Here is a 15,502-nt window from a genome sequence, read left to right on the forward strand (position 1 = left end):
GGAGGGGGAGGGGTCGCATGCCGTGGGCGACATGCGACCCCGCGGGTGATCAGCCCGCCGCGTCCACGAGCTGCTTGCGGATGTCGGCCGGGAACCAGTCGTAGGCCTCGAGGTACGGGTCGGGCTCGATGAACTTGTCGGAGGCCCAGACGATGTCGAACTGGTTGCTGGAGTTGATCTTGCCGATGTGACCCGGCTTGGAGATGTGGTGGTTGTCGCCGTCGAGCGTGACCTTGCCCTCCGGTGCGTCGAACGTGATGGTGTTCTTCTTCGCCGCGGCGTTCACCGCGTCGACGTCGAACGAGCCGGCCGCCTCGACGAGTGCCTTGTACAGGTACAGCGAGATGTAGGCGGCCTCCATCGGGTCGGAGGTGACACCGCTGCTGTTGGGGTAGGCCTTCCAGCTCTCGATGAACTTCGGGTTGGTGTCGGTCTTGAGCGACTGGAAGTAGTTCCAGGACGCGAACTGGCCGGTGACCTCGTGGCCCATCGCCGGCGCCTCCTCCTCGGCGATCGACACCGAGATGATCGGCGTCGTCTCGGCCTTGAGTCCGGCGTCGTAGTACGCCTTGACGAATCCGACGTTCGACGAGCCGTTGATGGTGTTGAAGATGAAGTCGGGCTTGGCCGCCACGATCTTCGCCACCTGGCTGGTCCAGTCGTCCTTGTCCAGCGGGACGTACTCCTCACCGACGATCTCGATGCCGAGCTTGGCCGCGTACAGCTTGATGATCGCGTTCGCGGTGCGCGGGAAGACGTAGTCGCTGCCGGCCAGGAACAGCTTCTTCACACCCTTGGCGGCGAGGAAGTCCATCGCCGGGATGATCTGCTGGTTGGTGGTCGCGCCGGTGTAGTAGATGTTCGGCGACGACTCGAGGCCCTCGTACTGCACCGGGTAGAAGAAGAGGCCGTTGTTCTTCTCGACGACCGGCTTGACCGCCTTGCGGGAGGACGAGGTCCAGCCGCCGAAGATCGCGGCGACGCAGTCCTGGGTGAGCAGCTTCTCGGTCTTCTCCGCGAAGGTGGGCCAGTCGGTGGCGCCGTCCTCCTGGACGTACTCGATCTTCTTGCCGAGGATGCCGCCGCCGGCGTTGATCTCGTCGGCGGCCATGTGCAGCACATTGGAGACGGTCTTCTCAGAGATCGCCATGCCGCCGGTGAGGGAGTTGAGGAAGCCGAGTTTGACGGTGCTGCCGGAGGTGTCGACACAGCTGGGTGCCGCGGACGTCGCGCTGCCGGCCGCTTCGTCGCCGGCTCGGGCGCCGCAGCCGGCGAGCACGAGGGCCACGGTCGTCCCGATGGCGCCCATGGCCGTGAGCGTGCGCAGCCGTTTGCTGGTGGTGGACATATATGGGAACTCCGTTCCTGGTTAAGGGAGCGTGCCGCCGGGGTCGCGGCACGGCGGATGTGGATGTCCAGGGCGGGTCGCCGGCGTTCGGAGCTCGTCGCTCCGGGCCGCCGGCAAGGTGCAGCCGGCTGCTGCAGGTGAGAGAAGATTGACTCTGCGTCATTGCTCTGACATTTCTTGAATGTTCCAACTCTGTAGCCGCCGCTCCGGTCGGACCACGAATTCCCTGGAAGGGCGCGGATCTTCAGAGAATCGCGCTGTCAAAGTTCTGCCACCATCCGCGAAGGCGCGCAGAGGATGGCACACTCCTGACATCCAGGATCATGAAAGCCGTCCGCCGGGCCCGGCTGCGGCTACGTTCCTGCGGGCGGCGGTCTCACGAGGATCGGCCACACATGCGCGATCGACTCAAGGCAGCTGGGTGAGGACGTCGAACTCGACACCCCGGGCCTGGGCCAGGTAGATGCGCTGATTCACGTGCCGCTGCCGCAACCGCAGCAGTCCGCGAGGGCCCTCGTAGGACACCGACCCGGCGTTCGCCCCGATCGCCTGGAGGTCCGGCGACCCGGCCCGCTCGACCAGCGCCGCGAGCAGCAGCACGCCCTCGTGACACGACTCGCCGAGACTGCCCAGCGGTGGCGCCTCGGGGCCGAACCGGGCCGCGTACCGCCCGTGGAAGTCCAGGTTCTCCGGGGTGATCATCGAGGCGAAGAAGCCGGCCGTGCTGAACAGGTCGTGAGTGGCCGCGGCACCGCTCGCCAGCAGCATGTTCTCGTCCATCAGGGTGCTCAGGCGCAGACAGCGGGCGGCCAGACCGGACCGGCCGAACGCCCGGTTGAACCGCACCGCGTCGGTGCCGACCAGCAGCATCAGCACCGCGTCCGCGCCGGACCGCTCGATGCCCCCCAGCACTGTGGCGAAGTCGTGCGTGCCCAACGGCACGTAGTCCTCACCGGCCACCGTCATCCCGGCCGCCGTCGCGTACCGGCGCGCGGCCCCGGCGGTCCGGCGTGGCCACACGTAGTCGTTGCCCACGATGTACCAGCTGCGCGCCGACCGCTCACCGGCGAGCAGGCTCATCGCCGGGAAGAGCTGCACGTCCGGGGTCTCGCTGGTGAGATAGACACCCTCGGTGCGCTCCCCGCCCTCGTAGAGCGCGGTGTAGACGTACGGCACCCGGCCGGCCACCCGTGGGGCGAGCGCCTGCCGAACCGTGGAGATGTGCCAGCCCGTCACGCCCTGCACCGCGCCGGCGTCCACCAGCGCGGCCACCTCGGCCGCCACCGTCTGCGGGGGAGCGCCACCGTCGACCGGGACCAGTCGCAGCTCCCGCCCGAGGACGCCGCCGACCCGGTTGACCTGCTCGGCCGCGAGCTCGGCGCACAGCTCGGCACTCGGCCCGAAGATCCCGGCCGGCCCCTGCAACGGCACGACGAACGCCACGTCGAACGACGACATGGCCTCATGCTCCAGCACCGCCGGCTCGATGTGGAGGAGGGCCGGTCCCCGTTCGGTAACATCCCGACGATGCGGGGATCCACGGACCTCATGTACCTGCTCACTCGTGCCGAGCGGCTGATGTCACGCCGCCTGGCCGTCATCCTCGACGCCGAGCGCTGCTCCCCGGACGCGTGGCGGGTGGTCCGCGTGCTGGCCGACGGCCGGGGCCATTTCATGACCGAGCTGTCCGAGCTGAGTCTCCTGCCGCCGGGCAGCCTCACCCGGCTGATCGACCGCCTGGCCGAGGAGGGCCTCGTCTACCGCCGGGGCGACGATGTGGACCGGCGGCGCATCCGGGTGCATCTGTCCGCCCGCGGCCGCCGACTGCACGACCGGGTCGAGGAGGAGAGCCGGCGGGTTCTCGCCGACCTGCCGGTCGCACCCGAGCTGCTCGAACGACTCGAGGTGCTGATCACCGCTCTCGATGGGAGCGTGGCCACCGTCTCAATCTTGCAGCGCGGCAAAGCTCTCACCTGAGTCAACGGCCCCGGGCGGCGCCCGGGGATTCAAAGTTCCGCAAACGTCGATACACAGTCGTCCCCTACCTTCCGCGGCATGAAAGCGATCACCGCAGCCGCGGCCGGCCTCACGCTGGCTCTCGGCCTCCTGGCGACACCGGCGTACGCCGGCTCCGATCCGAGGCGCATCGTCGAGTCACTGGACCGCGGCCTGGTCGCGGTGCCGGCCCGGGACGGCGGCACCTACCTCAGCTGGCGCCTGCTCGGCACCGAGTACGGCGGCAACGTCGCGTTCAACGTCTACAAGGGCGCGAGGAAGCTCAACCGGAAGCCGATCGACGAGTCGACGAACTTCACCGACACCACCCACGGCGCAGGCGTCTACACCGTCCGGGCCGTCGTCAGGAACCGGGAGCAGGCACCGAGCGGCCCGGCCTTCACGCCCGGTGACATCCCGCTGCTGGCCGCCCCGAACTACTACGTGCACCACGCGTGGCCCGGTGACCTGGACGGCGACGGCCGCTACGAGATCGTGGTGTCCCGGCTCTCGTACGCCCTCGACAAGCCCAACTACCTGGAGGCGTACACCCTCGACGGCCGCAACCTGTGGCGTGTCGACCTGGGCGTCAACTCGTACGCCCGGGCCGCCGGCAACGCCGCCAACGACCCGCCGCCCGCCGCGATCAGCGGCTACGGCGAGGTGGCCGGCTACCGCAACGACGACAACGTCACGGTGTACGACCTGGACAGTGACGGCCGCTCCGAGGTCGTCGTGAAGACCGCGAACGGTGTCACGTTCAGTGATGGCGCGGTGATCGAGTCGGCCGGTGCCCTCGACCAGTTCGTGTCGGTGATCGACGGCCTGACGGGTGTCGAGCGCGAGCGGGTCCCGGTGGCGGGCGACTTCGCCGTCGACGGCCCGTCCGGGGGCCAGTACGGCGTCGCCTACCTGGACGGTGTGCACCCCAGCCTGATCACCAAGCAGGTCGTCCGGGTCGGCGCCAAGCGCGGTGACTTCCGGGTCCTCTTCGCGGCCTGGGACTTCGACGGCCGTGACCTGACCCGGCGGTGGAAGTTCGTCCGGGGTGCCGGCCAGGGCACCTCCTTCCATCAGTTGCGGGTCGTCGACGTCGACCAGGACGGCCGGGACGACATCGCGGACGGTAACTACGTCGTCAACAGCGACGGCACGTTCCGTTACGTGGTGGCCGGATCGACCCACGGCGACCGGTTCCACATCGGAGATCTCGACCCGTCGCGGCCGGGCCTGGAGGGCTACGCGATCCAGCAGACCGAGGGCGGCGTCTTCACGAGCTTCCCCTGGTACTACTACGACGCGGCGACCGGCGAGCGCCTGATCACCGGCTCGCACCCGGACGTCCCGCAGGACGCCACCCTCTGGGACGTCCCGCGCGGCACCACCGCCGACATCGACCCGTCCCACGAGGGCTACGAGTTCTGGGCCGCCACCGCGAACGCAGGCCTGCCCGGCGCCGGCGTGTGGAGCGTCGACGGCACGCGGATCTCCACGGCCACCCCGAGTGTCAACTTCCGCATCTGGTGGGACGGCGACAAGGGCTCCGAGTTGCTCGACAACACCTACGTGGAGAAGTGGAACCCGAAGAAGCAGACCAGCGCCAAGATCTTCGAGCCGTCCGGTGTCGTCTCGTCGTGGCGCAACGCGGTCCCGTTCTACGGCGACATCCTCGGCGACTGGCGTGAGGAGTACTTCGCCGAGACCGCCGACCACACCACGCTGAAGCTGTTCACCACGAACATCCCGACAAACGTCAAGCTCTACACCCTGGCGCACAACCCGGCGTACCGGCTGGGCTGGACCGTTCGTGGCTACCTGCAGTCGACGCTGACCGACTTCTTCCTCGGTTTCGGCAGCCGGCCACCGGCCAGACCGCGGATCACCACCACCGCCTCCGTGGGCAATGCCTGGCAGGTCATCGCCCACGACGACTTCACCGGTGATTCGGGCAAGTGGTCAGCCGAGCTGCAGAGCGGCGGCACCGTGGCGGCTTCCGGCGGGGTCCTCGACATCGATGTGCCCAACGGCGCGACGGTCTGGCTGAAGCAGGAGATCGAGGGGCCGTACGAGATCGAGTTCACCGCCACCCCGGTCTCGGCGGGCGGGCCCAACGACAAGGTCACCGACCTGAACACGTTCTGGAACGCCCGTGACGTGCGCTCACCCGAGGACATCTTCGCGACCACCCGCAACGGCGCCTTCGCCCAGTACGACCACCTGAAGACCTACTACGTCGGCCAGGGCGCGAACCTCAACACCACGACGAGGTTCCGCAAGTACGTGGGTGAGCCGGGCAACCGCCCGCTGATCTACGACTACACGTCGCCGCTGATCGAGGCGAACGTCCCCGTCCGGATCCGGATCCTGGTGAACGGCGGGCAGATCCGCTACTACAGCGACGACCGGCTGGTCTTCGACCATGCGGACGCCGACCCGTACACCGGCGGCTGGTTCGCCTTCCGCACGGTGGCCAGCCACTTCCACATCGAGGACTTCACGGTCTGGCGCCCGCCGGCGCGGTGACCCGGGCCCGTCGCGCGCTTCAGCCGCGGAAGCGCGCGACGAACCGTCTCTGCCAAGGCGTCTCCACCGCATGCCGGTGATAGTGGCGGCGCACGAACGCCACCGCCTCGCCCGGCGGCACGCCGTCGAGCACGGCGAGACACGCCAGGGCGGTCCCGGTCCGGCCGACACCCCCGGTGCAGGCGATCTCCACCCGCTCACCGGCCGCACGGTGCAGGGCCTCCGTCAAGACCTCGAGGGTGTACGGCCGATCGCGCGGCAGCCAGAAGTCGGGCCATCGCACCCACCGGCTGTCCCACCCGAACTCCGGCGGTGTCGCCCCCTGCAGATAGATCCCGAGCTGGGGCGGATGCCCGGTCGGCATCGCCCGCCGCAGCCCCCGCCCACGGACCATCCGCCCGGAGGGCAGCCGCAGCACCCCGTCGCCGTCCTCGTCCCAGCCGGTCATGGCCCCGATAGTGCCAGGAGGGCTATAGTCGCCGCATGTCCAGCTTCAGCGCGCAGCTCGTCATCGAGCGACGCCGGCGTCCTCACGGCCGCCGCTGAAGCCATGCTTTCCCTCCGGCGGGTCGACACCCGCCGGAGCCGGAGAAGGCACCGGTCCGACCCGTCCCGATCATCTCGACGGAGTCGACCATGAATCTCGAATCGCTTCTGCACGACCGGCTCGCGCCCGCCTTCGAGGCGGTCGCCGGCCATCCCGTCGATCCGGCCGTCCGGGCCTCGCCGCACGCCGACTTCCAGTCCGCGGCGGCGCTCGGGCTGGCCCGGGAGCTGGGCCGGCCGCCCCGGGAGATCGCCGCCGCGGTGGCCGCCGCCGCCGACCTGGCCGGTGTCGCCGAGGTCGAGGTCTCCGGCCCGGGCTTCCTCAACCTCACCCTCACCGGCGCCCTGATCGACCGGGCGCTGCGGGCCGCGGCCGCCGACGAGAGGCTGGGTGTCGCCCCGGTCGCGGACCCGGAGCGGATCGTCGTCGACTACTCCGGCCCCAACGTGGCCAAGGAGATGCACGTCGGCCACCTGCGGTCGACGATCATCGGGGACGCGCTGGCCCGGACGTACGAGTGGCTGGGTCATGACGTGATCCGGGTCAACCACCTGGGCGACTGGGGCACCCCGTTCGGCATGCTGGTCGAGCACCTCATCGACTCCGGCGGCGCGGGCGACCACTCGATCGGCGACCTCACCACCTTCTACCAGGCGGCCCGGGTCAAGTTCGACGCCGACGACGACTTCCGGACCAGGGCGCGGCTGCGGGTGGTGGCGCTGCAGTCGGGCGACCCGCTCTCCCGGGAGCTGTGGCGGGAGCTGGTCGCCCGGTCCGAGCGGTATTTCCTGGACGTCTACGCCCGGCTCGGCGTCACCCTCGGCCCGGACGACTTCGCGGGGGAGAGCCGGTACTCCGACGATCTCGACGCCGTGGTGGCCGGCCTGGAGGAGAAGGGCCTGCTCATCGAGAGCGACGGCGCCCTGTGCGCGTTCCCGGCCGGGTTCACCGGGCGGGACGGCGCCCCTCTGCCGCTGATCGTGCGGAAGGCGGACGGCGGTTTCGGGTACGCGGCCACCGACCTGGCCGCCGTCCGGCACCGGGTCGGCAAACTGGGCGCGGACCGGATGCTCTACGTGGTCGGCAGCCCTCAGCGGATCCACTTCCAGATGGTCTTCGCGGTCGCCCGGGAGGCCGGCTGGCTGCCCGCGGCGGTGACCGCCGAGCACATCGGGTTCGGGTCGATCCTGGGCGCCGACGGCAAGATGCTGAAGTCCCGGGCCGGCGACACGATCAAACTGGCCGAGCTGCTCGACGAGGCGACCGCGCGGGCCACCGCCCCGGCGATCGGCATCGGCGCGATCAAGTACGCCGACCTCTCCGGCGACCGGATCGGCGACTACGTCTTCGACTGGGAGCGGATGCTCGCCAGCACCGGGAACACCGGCCCCTACCTGCAGTACGCGTACGCCCGGATCCGGTCGTTGTTCCGGAAGGCCGGCAGCGGCCCGGGCGAGGTGACCGTGACCGAGCCGGCCGAACGGGACCTCGCACTGGCGCTGCTCGGGTTCGAGCCGGCCGTACGGGCCGCCGCGGCCTCGGCCGAGCCCCACCGGCTCGCCGTCCACCTGCACGGACTTGCCGTGGCGTTCTCGGTCTTCTGGGAGCGGTGCCCGGTGCTGCGGGCCGAGGGTGACGTCCGGGCGAGCCGGCTCGGGCTGGCCGACCTCACCGCACGGACCCTCCACGCCGGAATGTTTCTCCTGGGTATCGAGGCCCTCGACCAGATTTGATCTCCATGCAACCGTCGTTCCATCGACCGATTCCTTATCGGCCGTTAGGGTTCAGTCTTCAGCGCCCACGAGGCGCCACCTGATCTGATGCTGAGAGGTCCGCAATGACCCATCCCACCGGCGTATCGCGGCGCAGCGTCCTCGCCGCCTCCGCGGCCGGAGTCGCCGCGCCGTTGATGGTCTCCGAGGCGGCGCAGGCCGGCCCCAAGGGTGGCGGCACGACCACCTACCGCCTGACCGTCCTGGGCACCTCCGACACTCACGGCAACGTCTACAACTGGGACTACTACCGCGACGCCGAGTACGACGACAGCGCGCACAACGACGTCGGCGTGGCCAAGCTGGCGGCGCTGGTGAACAGGCTGCGTGCCGAGGCGACCGGCCCGGTCCTGGTGCTGGACGCCGGTGACACGATCCAGGGCACCCCGCTGGCCACCTACTACGCCAAGCAGGAGCCGATCACCTCGACCGGTGAGAAGCACCCGATGGCCCGCGCCATGAACGTGCTGCACTACGACGCCGTGACGCTCGGCAACCACGAGTTCAACTACGGTCTGCCGCTGCTGAACCTGTGGATCCGGCAGCTCGGGTTCCCGGCGCTCGCAGCGAACGCGATCAGCGTCAGGACCGGGCGGCCGGCGTTCACCCCGTACGTCATCAAGAAGGTCTCGCTCGGCCGCCACGCGCCGACGCTGCGCGTCGGCATCCTCGGTCTCACCAACCCGGGGTCGGCGATCTGGGACCGCGCCAACGTCGAGGGGAAGATCGAGTTCACCGACATGATCGCCGCGGCGGCCAAGTGGGTGCCGATCATGCGGGCCCGCGGCGCCGACGTCGTGCTCATCTCGGCGCACGGCGGCGACAGCGGCGTCTCCAGCTACGGCTCCGAGCTGCCCAACGAGAACCCGACCGCGCTGATCGCCGAGCAGGTCCCCGGCATCGACGCGATCCTCTTCGGGCACGCGCACCGCGAGGTCGCGCAGCGGTTCGTCACCAACCCGACCACCGGCGAGCAGGTGCTGCTCTCCGAGCCGTCGAAATGGGGCCAGCGGCTCACCAAGATGGACTTCGACATCACCCGCGTCAAGGGCCGGTGGAAGATCACGTCGAAGGCCGCCGCGTCGCTGAACACCAACACCGTCGAGGCCGACCCCAAGGTCCTCGCCGCGGTGAAGAAGCAGCACGACAAGACCGTGGCGTACGTCAACCAGGTCGTCGCCGCCTCCACGGTCGAGCTCTCCGCCGCGACCAGCCGGTACGAGGACACCCCGATCCTCGACTACATCAACAGGGTGCAGACCGACACCGTCACGGCGGCGCTGACCGGCACCGAGCACGCGTCGCTGCCGGTGCTGTCGATCGCCGCGCCGTTCAGTCGTACCGCGGTGTTCCCGCAGGGCGACGTCAAGATCAAGGACGTCGCGGGGCTCTACATCTACGACAACACCCTGGAAGCGGTCGTGCTGACCGGCGCCGAGGTGAAGGCGTACCTGGAGTACTCGGCGAAGTACTTCCTCACGCACGCGGTCGGCGCCCCGGTGGACCCGGAGACGATCAACGACCCGTCGGTGCCGGACTACAACTACGACGTGCTCTCCGGGATCGACTACGACATCGACATCAGCAAGCCAGTCGGCAGCCGGATCACCCGCCTGCAGATCGCCGGCGTGGACGTGGCAGCCGACGCACGTTTCGTGGTCGCGGTGAACAACTACCGGCGCTCCGGCGGCGGCAGCTTCCCCGGCATCGTGAAGACGCAGGTCTACAACGCGCAGCAGGAGATCCGCCAGCTCCTGATCGACTGGGCGCAGGCCAAGGGGCGCATCGACCCGGCCGATTTCTACGTCGAGAACTGGCGGCTCGTCCGCGAGGGCGTGCCGGTCTTCTGACCCGAGGGCCGGCCCGTCCTACCGGGCCGGCCTCTCACTCCTTCTCACGCCAGTTGCCCTCGGTGTCGGCGTTGACGTACATGCCGTTGGTCTTGCCGGTCGACAACTGGAACGTGCACAGGTAGGTGCGCACGCCCTCGGCGTCCCGGTCGCTCTCCGTGGTGCACTCGACCGCGGAGACGGCGCCGAACTTCTTGGTGACCCGGCTGTCCGAGACCAGCGCCGTCTGCAACTGCTCGGTCAGCCCGGACTCCTGGTGGTAGTGGTAGAGCGGCGTCGCCACCTTGATCACCACCGCCGTCCAGAAGACGGCGCCGGCCAGCAGCGTCACCACGAAGGCGATCCAGTAGGGACGGCGCGGGCGGCCGTACCGCCGGGCCTGCGACGACCTGCGCAGCACCGAGATGATGCCGAGCGCGCTGAGCACGAACGTCCAGGCCACCACCGGCCGCCAGGACGGCGCCCCGGGCCGGTTCAGGTCGTGCACCTCACCGGGGAACCGGACCAGCAGCTGGCCGTGCTTGTTCTCGGGGGAGCCGTAGGGCGCCACCGTCCCGCCGTACAGCGGGGCGGTGTGCGGCGCCGGCGGCGGCTCGGGCTCCGCCTGCCCGGCCCACGGCGGCGAGCTCGGGTAATGCCCCGGATCCGGTTCGGGCTGCCCGGACCAGGACGGTTGGGCGGCGTGGTAGCCGGGCTGCGGCTCCGGCCCGGGTTGGCCGTGCCACGGCGGGGCGCTCGGGTGGTACCCCGGCTCCGGCTGGCCGGACCAGGGTGGGGCGCTCGGGTAGTGCCCCGGCTCCGGCTGGCCGGACCAGGGTGGGGCGCTCGGGTAGTGCCCCGGCTCCGGCGGAGTCTGCACTGTCATCGTGGTGCGACCTCTTCCCGTAACGGCCTGGCAGGTTCTCCGTGCCGCCGGGACCATCGGCCGCGGGCCGCCCGAGTTGAGGCTTAGTTGCTTTTCAGGTGCCGATTCCCACGGTGTTCAGTTGCCGAGCACGGCGCCGAGCACCGGCGGGATGATCGGCGTCGAGGGATCCGGGTCCGGAGACGGGCTCTCGCTGCTCTTGTCCGGTGTCGGGGAGGCCGAGGACGGGCTCGGGGACGCCGAGGAGGCGCTCGGCGAGGGCGAAGAGCTGACCGAGGCGCTGGCCGACGGCTTCCTGGTCCGGCTCGTCGACGGCTTGACGACGGGCTCCTCCGCCTCCGACGGCGAGGGGTCGCTGCTGGGCTCGTCGGACAGGCCCGGCACGGGATTGTCCTGCGGGCCCTGATTGCTGCCGGGATTGTTGCCCTTGGACGCCGGCGGCGTGCCGTCATCCAGCGCGATGGCCACACCGATGCCACCGGCGATCACGAAGAAGCCGAGGATCACGAACATCAGGACGCGCTGTGCCGGCGTCTGGCCCGGTTTCGACACCGGGAACGACGCGGGGGCCACGACACTGCGCTGAGCCGGGAGCGGCCGGGGCGCGGCCGGGCTGATCGGCGCGGTCGGCGCCTGGCTGCCGGGGTAGGCGGTGGCCGGGTAGGCGCCACTCGGGTAGCGGGCCGCCGGATAGGCCCCGCTGCCGACCCGCGCCGGGCTGACCGGGGCGGTCATCGACGTGCCGGTCAGCCGTTTCCAGTCGAGTGGCCCGGCCACCGCGAACGCGGCCTCGGCGAACTCGGCCGCGCTCTGGAAGCGGTCGGCCGGCTGCTTGGCCATCGCCCGGCTGATCAGCTCACGCACCTCGTAGGGCACGTGGTCGGGCAGCGGGTCGGGATCGTCCTCCAGATGACGCAACGCCACCTGCAGCGCGTTGTCACCGTCGAAGGGTGGCCGGCCGGCGATGCAGTGGTAGGCCACCGCACCCAGCGCGTAGATGTCGGTGGCCGGCGTCAGGTTGCCCTTGGCGACCTGCTCCGGCGCCATGTAGAGAGCCGTGCCGACGATCGCGTTGAGACCGGTGACACTGGTCATGGCGGTGGACCGGGCCACCCCGAAGTCCACCAGGATCACCGCGCCGGTCGGCTTCACGATCAGGTTGCCCGGCTTGACGTCGCGGTGGACGATCCCGTTCTCGTGGGCGGCGTGCAGCGCGTCGGCCGCCTGCGCCACGATCGCCATCGTCTCGGCGACGCCGATCGGGCCCTCCTTGACGCGGCTGGAGAGCGGATCGCCCTCCACGAACGCCATCACCAGATAAGCGACCTTCTCCGGGCCCTCGTAGTCGCCGTCACTCGCGTAGTCGTAGACCTCGACCACACCCGGGTGCCGGAACGCGGCCATCATCCGGGCCTCGCCGTAGAAGCGGGCGGCGAACTCCGGGTCCTCGAGCATCGCCGTCCGCAGCACCTTCACGGCGACGGTCCGGCCGAGCACGACATCGGTGCCCCGCCAGACGTCACCCATCCCGCCGGTGGCGACGCGGTCGTCCAACCGGTAGCGGTTGTCCAGGAGACTTCCTGCACTGAGCACCAGCGGGACCTTATCTGTAGGAGTTCAAGCCGAATGCCGCTCAACTGTACAGAGCCGTGGCTCATCATGGGAGAGCAGCAGGGGGCAGCCGGAACGCCCCCGAAAAGCCGGAACGCCCCCGAAAGGTCAGTGGTCGTCGTACGTCGGGGTGACCACGACCGCCGTCTCGGCCAGCTCGATCTCCTCGTTCTCGGCCTGCCGCTCGAGAGCCGCGCGGGCCGTGCTCGCCGCCGCCCAGCCGACCAGTGCGCCGAGCATGCCGACGCCGGCGATCAGCGCCCACGGGCGGGACGGCCGTCGCCCGGCCAGCGCATCGGCGGCCGCGGCGGCACGGGCGACCGCCTCGTCGGTGACAGACGTCACCCGGTCACCGGCTCGCGACGCCAGCCGCCGGCCTTGCCGCCCGGCCCGCTCCGCGCTGTCCCCGGCCGTGGTCCAGGCGCTGGAGAGGTGCTCCCAGGCCTCCTCGGCGGTCCGTTCGGCCCGGTTCTTGCTCGCGAACATCGTCCGTCACCTCCTGCGAAGGGTCGTTCAACGGTCTTTCCCATCTATGACGTCGGCAAACGTCCGTTGTGGATGCCATCACGTTTCCAAAACGATTTGACGCCCCGCAGTACTGTTGACGAGGTTCACACGGGCCACTCAGGTGGCTGACAGGTTCGGGGCCTAATCTTTCGGGCAGTTTCACCGAACCTTTCGAGGGCAACCCTCGCCGCCCTGCCCGGGGCCGGTGCTGTGGCCGCCCGCGTATAGAAGGAACAGCACCCGGATCTGCCGGGTGGGTGGAGGGAAGACGTGACGCTGTCGATAACGACGTCGACGCTGGCCGACGGCGCGGTGGAGGTGTCGCCGCGAGGCGAGATCGACGTCGAGAATGCGTACGAGATCCGTGAGGCCGTGGCGACGCACCTGTCCAGCGGCTCGCCCGCCCGGATCGAGCTCAACATGCGGCACGTGACCTTCATCGACTCGGTGGGCATCAGTGCCCTGGTCGCGGCGTTCCAGCTGGCCGGCGTCAGTGGCGTCAAGCTGGTCGTGACGCGCCCCAGCCGATTCGCGCACCGCCAGCTCTGGGTCACCGGGCTGCTCGGCCTCTTCGGCAATCCACAGCCGTTCGACGAGGAGACGGTCACCGCCTGACCCGGCTCGCATCCCGGCTCAGTAGGCCGGGCTCTGCACCAGCACACCCTCGACGTTGATCCGGATGTTCTGGTCCTCGTGGGGTGCCCGGATCGGCGTGACGACGGCGAAGTTCTCGGCCAGCGCGGCCAGGTCGGTGCCGGGGTCCAGGCTCTCCTCGGCGGCCTGCACCGCCGTCCGGACGTAACCATCGCCGGCTTCGGCGATGCTCATCTGCACCTGGCCGAAACGGGCCAGCGACGCCTGCCGCAGCCCTCGGATGCCGTCGACGTGCAGGTCGGGGACGTTGAGGTTGAAGACGGTCCCCGGTGGCGTGTGCATCAGCGACGGCAGCAGCTTGATGGCCATCTCGGCGCCGCTGATCCAGTGGTGCTGCTCGTCGTCGATCCGGTCGAGGGCCGCGATGGCGGCGCCGCCGCTGGACGCGCTGGCCGCGGCCGGGGTGAGCACGTCCAGGGAGACGGCGAGCCCGTGCAGGCCGGCGTGCGCCGCGGTGAGGCAGGCGCCGACGGTTCCGGAGTGCACCACCGCGGCTCCGGCGTTGGCGCCCCGGTTGATGCCGGAGAGGATCACGTCCGGGGCGGGCCCGAAGGCGTCGCGCAGCGCCAGCAGCACGATGTAGGCGGGGGAGGCGGCCACCCCGTACGCCGGGATGTTCTTGCAGCCGGCCAGTTCCCGGGCCTCCGAGACGATCTTGCCGTCCTGGACGACCGCGGTCATCGAGGCGCTGGCGCCGCTCGACTCGCTCAGCGGTGCCGCCACCACGACCTCGTATCCCGCGTGTGCGGCGGTACGGGCCAGCGTGCGGATGCCCGGGGACTCGATGCCGTCGTCGTTGGTGATCAGGATTCGCATTCGCTGGTGATTGCCCGCTGTGGGGGTCATGATGCCTTCTCTATGGGGGTCAGCCGAACCCTCTCGGTGAGGACCCGGACCGCGTCGACGTGCCCGGTGCCGAGACCGTGGCGGGTGACGTTGAGGGCGCCCGCGGCCGCACCGGTGCGGATCGCCTCGTCCATCGGGCCGCCGTTGGCCAGGGTGGCGGCGACTCCGGCGGTCATCGAGTCGCCGGCGCCGCGATGCTCGGCGGGGGTGAGCCGGGGCAGCGCGACGGTGTAGATCTTCTCGTTGAAGAGCGCGAGCGCGCCCATGTCGGCCCGGGAGACCAGCACCGTCTCGGCGCCCGCCTCGTGCAGCTGGACCAGCGCCTTGGTCAGGGCCCCGGTGCTGCCGTCCGCGGCCATCCCGTCGGCGATCAGCTCCTCGTGGCTGATCTTGAGCACCGAGATCCCGGCCTCCAGCACGGCGGCCAGGTGGCGGCTGCACAGGTCGGCGATGACATGACAGCCGTTGGCCCGCAGATCGGCGGCGAGGCGGCCGTACACCTCGGGTTTGATGACCGAGGGGTGTGCGGGACCGCTCAGGATCGCGATGCCGGCCCGCAGGCCCTCGGCCAGGGTCAGGTTGTAGAGCTCGTCGAGCTCGTGCCGGGAGAGCGGACTGCCGGGCCGCTCGGCGATCTCCTGCCGGCTGCCGCCGCGGCGATCGTGCACATACCAGCCGCTGCCGTGCTCCCGTCGCACCAGCCGCAACGTCACGCCCGGCAGCTCGCCGAGCAGTGGCGCCAGGACCCGCCCCACCTCGCCGCCGGCGGCGGTGCAGAGCGTCACCTGCGCCCCCAGCACGGTGATCATGCGGGTCTGCCAGATGCCCTGACCGCCGGGGTGCACGTGCAACTCCGGCTCGTCGTGGTGTTGCTCGATGGTCACCGTCAGCTGTGGGGCCGGCGCGAAGACCATGACACGCCCGTCACTCATGTCTCGCATTGTTATCTTTTTGCGCATCGGGCGTGGCGGTTCGCAAAAAGTA

General features: G+C 70.1%; 13 protein-coding genes. 5 read left to right on the forward strand and 8 right to left on the reverse strand.

Features of this window, described 5'->3' with window-relative positions; genetic code table 11:
• Positions 1-49 precede the first annotated feature (49 nt).
• Positions 50-1,348 carry an urea ABC transporter substrate-binding protein gene (gene urtA / locus ACQPZW_RS06970; protein ID WP_433794003.1) on the reverse strand — a complete coding sequence of 433 codons (1,299 nt, stop codon included), beginning with the start codon at positions 1,346-1,348 and terminating at the stop codon, positions 50-52.
• Positions 1,349-1,756: 408 nt separating this feature from the next.
• Positions 1,757-2,824: a substrate-binding domain-containing protein gene (locus tag ACQPZW_RS06975; RefSeq protein ID WP_433794004.1), complete on the reverse strand. Its 1,068-nt coding sequence runs from the start codon at positions 2,822-2,824 to the stop codon at positions 1,757-1,759.
• Positions 2,825-2,875: 51 nt separating this feature from the next.
• On the opposite strand from ACQPZW_RS06975, the gene ACQPZW_RS06980 reads away from it, so the two are divergent.
• Positions 2,876-3,325 (forward strand): MarR family winged helix-turn-helix transcriptional regulator, encoded by a 450-nt coding sequence (locus ACQPZW_RS06980; protein WP_433794005.1) that lies wholly within the window; start codon positions 2,876-2,878, stop codon positions 3,323-3,325.
• 78 nt (positions 3,326-3,403) lie between these two features.
• Positions 3,404-5,866 carry a DUF6250 domain-containing protein gene (locus ACQPZW_RS06985; protein WP_433794006.1) on the forward strand — a complete coding sequence of 821 codons (2,463 nt, stop codon included), beginning with the start codon at positions 3,404-3,406 and terminating at the stop codon, positions 5,864-5,866.
• 19 nt (positions 5,867-5,885) lie between these two features.
• Here ACQPZW_RS06985 and ACQPZW_RS06990 read toward each other — a convergent pair whose 3' ends face one another.
• Positions 5,886-6,314 carry a protein-tyrosine phosphatase family protein gene (locus ACQPZW_RS06990; RefSeq protein WP_433794007.1) on the reverse strand — a complete coding sequence of 143 codons (429 nt, stop codon included), beginning with the start codon at positions 6,312-6,314 and terminating at the stop codon, positions 5,886-5,888.
• Positions 6,315-6,502: 188 nt separating this feature from the next.
• Between ACQPZW_RS06990 and argS the strand changes: the two genes are divergently transcribed.
• On the forward strand, positions 6,503-8,146 hold the full coding sequence (gene argS, locus ACQPZW_RS06995) for an arginine--tRNA ligase (protein WP_433794008.1): 1,644 nt from the start codon (positions 6,503-6,505) through the stop codon (positions 8,144-8,146).
• Between the two features lie 104 nt (positions 8,147-8,250).
• Positions 8,251-10,035, forward strand: a complete 1,785-nt coding sequence (locus ACQPZW_RS07000) for a bifunctional metallophosphatase/5'-nucleotidase (protein ID WP_433794009.1) — start codon at positions 8,251-8,253, stop codon at positions 10,033-10,035.
• 34 nt (positions 10,036-10,069) lie between these two features.
• On the opposite strand, the gene ACQPZW_RS07005 is transcribed toward ACQPZW_RS07000, so the two are convergent.
• From ACQPZW_RS07005 to ACQPZW_RS07015, 3 genes are all read right to left on the reverse strand, one after another.
• Positions 10,070-10,900: a hypothetical protein gene (locus ACQPZW_RS07005; protein ID WP_433794010.1), complete on the reverse strand. Its 831-nt coding sequence runs from the start codon at positions 10,898-10,900 to the stop codon at positions 10,070-10,072.
• 117 nt (positions 10,901-11,017) lie between these two features.
• The gene (locus ACQPZW_RS07010; RefSeq protein WP_433794011.1) at positions 11,018-12,493 is read right to left on the reverse strand and encodes a serine/threonine-protein kinase; all 1,476 of its coding nucleotides are present in this window, start codon (positions 12,491-12,493) and stop codon (positions 11,018-11,020) included.
• A 126-nt stretch (positions 12,494-12,619) separates the two neighbouring features.
• Positions 12,620-12,997: a hypothetical protein gene (locus ACQPZW_RS07015; protein WP_433794012.1), complete on the reverse strand. Its 378-nt coding sequence runs from the start codon at positions 12,995-12,997 to the stop codon at positions 12,620-12,622.
• Between the two features lie 291 nt (positions 12,998-13,288).
• On the opposite strand from ACQPZW_RS07015, the gene ACQPZW_RS07020 reads away from it, so the two are divergent.
• Positions 13,289-13,633, forward strand: coding sequence for an STAS domain-containing protein (locus tag ACQPZW_RS07020; protein ID WP_433794013.1), 345 nt, complete (start codon positions 13,289-13,291; stop codon positions 13,631-13,633).
• An 18-nt stretch (positions 13,634-13,651) separates the two neighbouring features.
• On the opposite strand, the gene surE is transcribed toward ACQPZW_RS07020, so the two are convergent.
• Both surE and ACQPZW_RS07030 read right to left on the reverse strand, forming a co-directional pair.
• Positions 13,652-14,518 (reverse strand): 5'/3'-nucleotidase SurE, encoded by an 867-nt coding sequence (gene surE / locus ACQPZW_RS07025; protein WP_433794014.1) that lies wholly within the window; start codon positions 14,516-14,518, stop codon positions 13,652-13,654.
• A complete protein-coding gene (locus tag ACQPZW_RS07030) occupies positions 14,515-15,459 on the reverse strand; it encodes a PfkB family carbohydrate kinase (RefSeq protein WP_433794015.1) in 945 nt (314 codons plus the stop codon). Before ACQPZW_RS07030 ends, surE begins: the two co-directional genes overlap by 4 nt.
• Positions 15,460-15,502 lie beyond the last annotated feature (43 nt).

Source organism: Actinoplanes sp. CA-252034 (assembly GCF_050956125.1).
In the GTDB taxonomy this organism is placed as follows: domain Bacteria; phylum Actinomycetota; class Actinomycetes; order Mycobacteriales; family Micromonosporaceae; genus Actinoplanes.

What these genes read in the sequence shown, in the direction of transcription:
- urtA (WP_433794003.1), bottom strand. Translation starts at nt 1,348, where the DNA reads ATGTCCACCACCAGCAAACGGCTGCGCACGCTCACGGCCATGGGCGCC.
- ACQPZW_RS06980 (WP_433794005.1), top strand. Translation starts at nt 2,876, where the DNA reads ATGCGGGGATCCACGGACCTCATGTACCTGCTCACTCGTGCCGAGCGG.
- ACQPZW_RS06985 (WP_433794006.1), top strand. Translation starts at nt 3,404, where the DNA reads ATGAAAGCGATCACCGCAGCCGCGGCCGGCCTCACGCTGGCTCTCGGC.
- ACQPZW_RS06990 (WP_433794007.1), bottom strand. Translation starts at nt 6,314, where the DNA reads ATGACCGGCTGGGACGAGGACGGCGACGGGGTGCTGCGGCTGCCCTCC.
- argS (WP_433794008.1), top strand. Translation starts at nt 6,503, where the DNA reads ATGAATCTCGAATCGCTTCTGCACGACCGGCTCGCGCCCGCCTTCGAG.
- ACQPZW_RS07000 (WP_433794009.1), top strand. Translation starts at nt 8,251, where the DNA reads ATGACCCATCCCACCGGCGTATCGCGGCGCAGCGTCCTCGCCGCCTCC.
- ACQPZW_RS07005 (WP_433794010.1), bottom strand. Translation starts at nt 10,900, where the DNA reads ATGACAGTGCAGACTCCGCCGGAGCCGGGGCACTACCCGAGCGCCCCA.
- ACQPZW_RS07015 (WP_433794012.1), bottom strand. Translation starts at nt 12,997, where the DNA reads ATGTTCGCGAGCAAGAACCGGGCCGAACGGACCGCCGAGGAGGCCTGG.
- surE (WP_433794014.1), bottom strand. Translation starts at nt 14,518, where the DNA reads ATGACCCCCACAGCGGGCAATCACCAGCGAATGCGAATCCTGATCACC.
- ACQPZW_RS07030 (WP_433794015.1), bottom strand. Translation starts at nt 15,459, where the DNA reads ATGCGAGACATGAGTGACGGGCGTGTCATGGTCTTCGCGCCGGCCCCA.